This is a genomic window from Streptomyces sp. NPDC007162, assembly GCF_040634175.1.
GTDB lineage: Bacteria > Actinomycetota > Actinomycetes > Streptomycetales > Streptomycetaceae > Streptomyces.
On sequence record NZ_JBEYFC010000587.1, the window covers coordinates 1 to 5,014 of the forward strand.

General features: G+C 68.2%; 4 protein-coding genes. 1 reads left to right on the plus strand and 3 read right to left on the minus strand.

Annotated elements, in window-relative coordinates:
* Positions 1-674: 674 nt before the first annotated feature.
* Genes ABZ646_RS39865 through ABZ646_RS39875 form a run of 3 tightly spaced genes read right to left on the minus strand, consistent with a single transcriptional unit; the run spans position 675 to position 2,640 of the window.
* Positions 675-1,229, minus strand: coding sequence for a dihydrofolate reductase family protein (locus tag ABZ646_RS39865; protein WP_360530622.1), 555 nt, complete (start codon positions 1,227-1,229; stop codon positions 675-677).
* A gap of 59 nt (positions 1,230-1,288) precedes the next feature.
* Entirely contained in the window at positions 1,289-2,008 is a 720-nt protein-coding gene (locus tag ABZ646_RS39870; RefSeq protein ID WP_360530625.1) for a helix-turn-helix domain-containing protein, read from the minus strand.
* Positions 2,009-2,067: 59 nt separating this feature from the next.
* Complete coding sequence (locus ABZ646_RS39875; protein WP_360530628.1) at positions 2,068-2,640, minus strand: GNAT family N-acetyltransferase; 573 nt, start codon at positions 2,638-2,640, stop codon at positions 2,068-2,070.
* 781 nt (positions 2,641-3,421) lie between these two features.
* Between ABZ646_RS39875 and ABZ646_RS39880 the strand changes: the two genes are divergently transcribed.
* On the plus strand, positions 3,422-4,978 hold the full coding sequence (locus ABZ646_RS39880; protein ID WP_360530631.1) for a hypothetical protein: 1,557 nt from the start codon (positions 3,422-3,424) through the stop codon (positions 4,976-4,978).
* The last annotated feature ends 36 nt before the right edge of the window (positions 4,979-5,014 follow it).

Genomic DNA, 5,014 nt, shown 5'->3' on the forward strand with positions numbered 1-5,014 from the left:
CGCCCGTGGGGGGGCGGGGGCGCCCGTCCCCGCCGGGCCCCCCCGCCGCACCGTGCGCGTGCGCGAGGTCGAACGTGCAGGGCCCTGGCATCACGTGGGCCACGAAGACCGTGATCAACATACCCAGGGCGTCGAGGACCGATCTCCGGCATGTGTGTCTCGGCCCGGCGCCGCAGGACGGAAGGCGGTCCCTCGAGGGACAGGCCCAGCTCGGTGCCTGGTACCCCTTCTGGAAGCTGTAGAGGAGCGCCGACCCGGGAAGCGGTTCCGAGCGGTCGAGGACCAGGAGCGGCAACCTCACCTTCGTCCGGAACCCGAGACGGTGAGGCAAGAAGGGCAAGCCCGACAAGCGGATCTGCGTCAACCTGGACTCGTCCGCGGCGATCAACGCGTGTGTTCATGCCCGTCAGAACTGGTCACCTCGGCGACTGACCACGATCCGGAAGCCGATCTCGGAGTCGACCGGCGCCCCGGCCGGGGACTTCCCCCAGTCGAAGTGGGTCGAGAAACCACGCAGCCAGCAGGTACGTCACGTTGGTGGCGACCACGATGACGGATCACATGCCCGCCCTACTGCCGGAGGAACGGGTGGCGACGGTCGCGTTCCGCTCCCCACGAGCGCGGCATGGTGCGCGACCGGTCCCACCCTGTGGCAGACCCGCGCCGGGCAGTGCTCAGTGCGCCGGACGGTAGGTGGCGATGATCACTCCGCTGCTGGTCGGCTGGGCGCTCACCAGCTCCAACTTCTTCAGGGCGGCATCGTCGGTGAACAGCTTCTTGCGGCCCTCGCCGGCCACTACTGGGTGGATCAGCAGTACCAGTTCGTCCAGCAGGTCCTGCTCCAGCAGCGAACGCACCAGCGTCGGGCTGCCCGCGACGGTGATGTCCTTGCCCTCTCCCGCCCTGAGCTCCTCGATCGCGGCCGTCAGATCGCCGTTGACGAGCGTGCTGTTCGCCCAGTCCTCGACGCTGTCCAGGGTGGAGGAGACGACGTACTTCGGCGAATCGTTGATCCACTTGGCGAAACCGGCGTCTTCGCCGCTGGTCACCGTCGGCCAGTACCCGGCCCACTCGGTGAAGGTCACCCGGCCCAGCAGAATCGTGTCGGCCGTCTCCAGCGTCTTCCCCAGGGCCGCGCCCATCTCCTCGTCGAAAGCGAACTGCCACTCGTTCGGCGACTGGACGACGCCGTCGAGCGAGACGAACAGACCCGAAACGACCTTGCGCATGATTCCTCCGTGATGAGTTCGGGGCCGTCTGCCCGGTCCCGTCGGCTACCTCAGGAAAACTACGCGGGCATCGTGGCCGAGGTCTTGTACAGAAGCGACAGGGGCTCCGTCCTGTCCGGAGAGCTCAGCCGAGTGGCGGTACGGCCGATGTAACGGGTCAGGGACCGCGCCAGATGCGGCTGGTCGAAGTAGCCCAGCCGGTGCACGACGTCCTGGGCCGACGAACCTTCCTGGATCAGTACCGCTGCCTCGCGGGCGCGGTGGATCTGCCTGATGGCGCCCCGGGTGAGGCCCGTGGCCGCGACGAAGCGGCGCTGGAGGGTGCGTTCCGATACATCGGGTGTCGCGCCGTCGAGCACGGCGGGCACGAGCGGGTCACAGTCCACGATGCCCTCACGCACCATGCGCCGTACGAACGCCTCCGCGTTGTCGTAGTCGGGCGGATGCCAGGCGGAGCCCTTCAGCCAGACGGAGCGCCTCGTCACGTCGGGTATCTCCGCGATACTGCCCACGAGCCGGCTGATCGGGACGTGCGGCATCGAGGTGCCGAGGGCAAAGCTGATGCCGAAGAACGTGGCGTTCTCGGGGACGGGGGCCAGGCATGCCTTGGGTTCTGGACCCACTACGGCCGCCTGGACCTGGCCGTGGTGCTCCCAGAAGACGAGCTCCCAGTGAGATGCCGCGATCGACGTCATGCGGCCCACTTCGTCGCTGCGGCTGCGCCATACCCGCTCGATGAACGGCAGCTCCGACGGCCTGCTCTCGATCTCCAGGCCCAACCGGATGACCTCCCGTTCACCGCTGTCTGGGCCGCCAGTGTGCCACGTCGTCGGGACGGCTAGCGGCTGGCCGTCGGCGTGGCCGTCGGGCGCCACTCGCGGCGGAGGAGGCCGAAGACCCAGGAGTCGGAGACGTCGCCGTTGACGACGCAGTCCTCGCGGAGGGTGCCTTCGTGGACGAAGCCGAGCTTCTCCAGGACCCGGGCGGAGGCCGCGTTGCGGGTGTCTGTCTCGGCCTGGACGCGGTTCAGGTCCAGGGTGTCGAACGCCCACCGCAGGACGGCGTGCGCGGTCTCCGTGGCGTAGCCGTGGCCCCACGCGGCGGCATCGAAGACGTACCCCAGGGAGGCGCTGCGGAAGTCCGGGTTCCAGTTGTTCAGGCCGCACCAGCCGATGAACGCGCCGTCACGGACGCGGTCGACGGCCAGCCGCGCTCCCGTGCCTTGCGCTTCGATCGTCCGGCAGGTCGCGATGAAGCGCTGGGCGCGGGCCGGTTCGGTCCACGGCGGGGAGTCCCAGTAACGCAGCACGTGGGCGTTGCTGTGCAGGGCGTAGAGCGGCGCCACGTCGGCGTCGGTGAACGGCCGCAGTCGCAGGCGGGCGGTGTGCAGTTCGGGGGTGGGCAATGCCATACGCAGCATCCTGCCGCGTCACACCTGCCCCCGACCATCCGTTTGTCCGGACGGCCGGGCACGTGCGAAACGTGCGCCCGGCTGACCCTCAACGCCCGCAACCTGGCCCGTGCCGCCCGGCAAGCCACCGGGCACCATGGCCGCTCAGCAGACGGCCGGCTCGCTTTCGCAAGCCGGCCGTCTGGCCGCCTGTCGGTGGTCCGACGCGGGCAAGGCTGCCTCGACATGCTGCTGCGCGGTGCCTACGGCGTCGGCGAGATCGCTCTGCCGCCGCCAAGCTTCGCGGCCATCGGCGACGACGGCCGCACGTGCGTGGAGGAACGCGTCGCCGGAGAGGTCCCGGCCGTACTCCTGCAGATCCAATCGGTACGGCGCCCCAGGCCAACTGCTCGGCGAACTCGGTGGTCGAGGACACCTGCCCAGCCGCAAGCCGAGCGGTAAGGGCCGTAGCGGGACCATCGGCACCAGGTCGGGGCCCGGCCGGTCGGAACTCCTCGATCAGCGACCAGAACGCCACCTCCTCCATGCCGGCCATCCTGGCGCTCAGATCCGCAGCGAGAGGCTGGGCGCGCAGAGGAGCGGGTTTACTCACGACTGCTAAACAACCGTATACATCGGACCACTGACCGGCTCGCTTCTGTTGCAAGAGTCAACTGCCGTATCCACAGGCCTGAATCGTTGACAGACATCGGATCTCCTCTCCATACTCTCGGCTTGCGGTCTCGTATCCGGACATCGGTGGCCGCCGCTCGTGAAGTGTTGATGGCCAAGGGGAGCTGATGTGAGACGTCATCTAGCGGTCATACCCGCGCTCGCGATGGTCGGGGCCCTCACGACCGCCCCCGCGTTCGCCGCGGACGTCGGGCCATCCGTCCACCACGGTTTCAAGGTGCCGCAAGCGGTACTCGACCATCTCCGCCAGGACGACTGGACCCAGCTCCAGAAGATCCTGTCCGGCATCTCCGGTTCGGTGACGTCGCCACAGAAGATCGGCGACGTGGACAAGGGCAGCTACACGACCGGCCAGCTCATGGGCAACGGCGACATCGGCGCCGTCGCCGCGGGCGTGTCCAACACGTCGCAGCAGTTCTACTTCGGCAAGAACGACTTCTGGGGCACGCTGCACGCGCAGGGCAGCTCCGTCAAGGACAACGCGGGCATCCTCTCCGGCGGCGGGCTGGACGTCTGGCCGACCACCGCCGCGGGTACCGACGCGGCGAGCGCGTTCTCGATGAAGCAGGACATCCTCAACGCCCAGGTCACCACGGACATGGAGCTCAAGGACGACCAAGGTGCCGACGCACCGCTCCAGCTGGACTCCTGGACCGCCGACACCGCGAACGTCTTCGTCACCGAGATCCGCAACAACGGAGCCGGGCCGGTGACACTGCGGATCAAGCAGTGGGTCCCGGCGATGGCGTACGCGAACTCGAGCGCGACCGACCTCACCGATGCGCAGAAGACCTACCCGTACACCGGAGGAGTGGACTCCGCGCAGGCCGGTCCCGTCCTGTGGACGACGCGGGACAGCACCACCACCAACACGAGCGACTATCGCAGCCGGATGGCGACCGCGACGACCGTCGTCGGCTCTGAGCTCGCGAACCCGCGCGAGCAGATCGAAGCGAACGACTACTACGACAGCAACAAGGGCAAGTACTACAACTCGCTGGGCGAGTCCGGGAACGTCACCGTCGATCCGGGCGCGACCACGTCCCTGGTCACCTACCTGAGCAGCAGCAGCGGCGACTACAACACGATCAAGAGCGTCACGGACGTGCAGAAGGACGCCGTGGACGGGGTGCGCGCGTATGCGTCGCAGGGCGCCGTCGACCGGCTCAAGGCTGAGCACCGGGCATGGTGGAAGGACTACTGGCTGCGCAGCTACGTCCAGTTCACCGATCCGCAGGTCGCCCAGTACTACTACGGATCGCTGTACGTGCTCGGCAGCTCCAACCGGCCGACGAGCGCGAACGGGAAGGTGAATCCGCAGAACCTGCCGGGCTCGATGTACGGCGAGTGGGTCCCCGCCGACAACGTGGGCTGGGGTGGCCGGTACTTCCTCAACTACAACCAGCAGGCGCAGTACTACGCGGCCGGCTCGAGCAACCGCATCGACACCGAAGTGCCGTTCAACCGGGTCATCGCCTACGACCTGCCGTGGCAGCAGAACAACGCCGCCGCGCAGGGGCACGACGGCGCGGTGCACGTAAGGACGTTGTCCCCATTCCATCTGCTGGCGAGCGACCAGCCGGCACCGGACCCGAAGGCACCCGTGCCGGTCTACGGGTTCAGCTCGGGGTCCACGGACCAGAAGTCGAACGGCTTCTTCGCCTGACCCTGCTGGGCCGATCGCCGCCGCCGCCATCGGGTT

Coding starts and splice junctions, on each gene's coding strand:
- ABZ646_RS39875 (WP_360530628.1), bottom strand. CDS start 2,640: ATGGCATTGCCCACCCCCGAACTGCACACCGCCCGCCTGCGACTGCGG.
- ABZ646_RS39865 (WP_360530622.1), bottom strand. CDS start 1,229: ATGCGCAAGGTCGTTTCGGGTCTGTTCGTCTCGCTCGACGGCGTCGTC.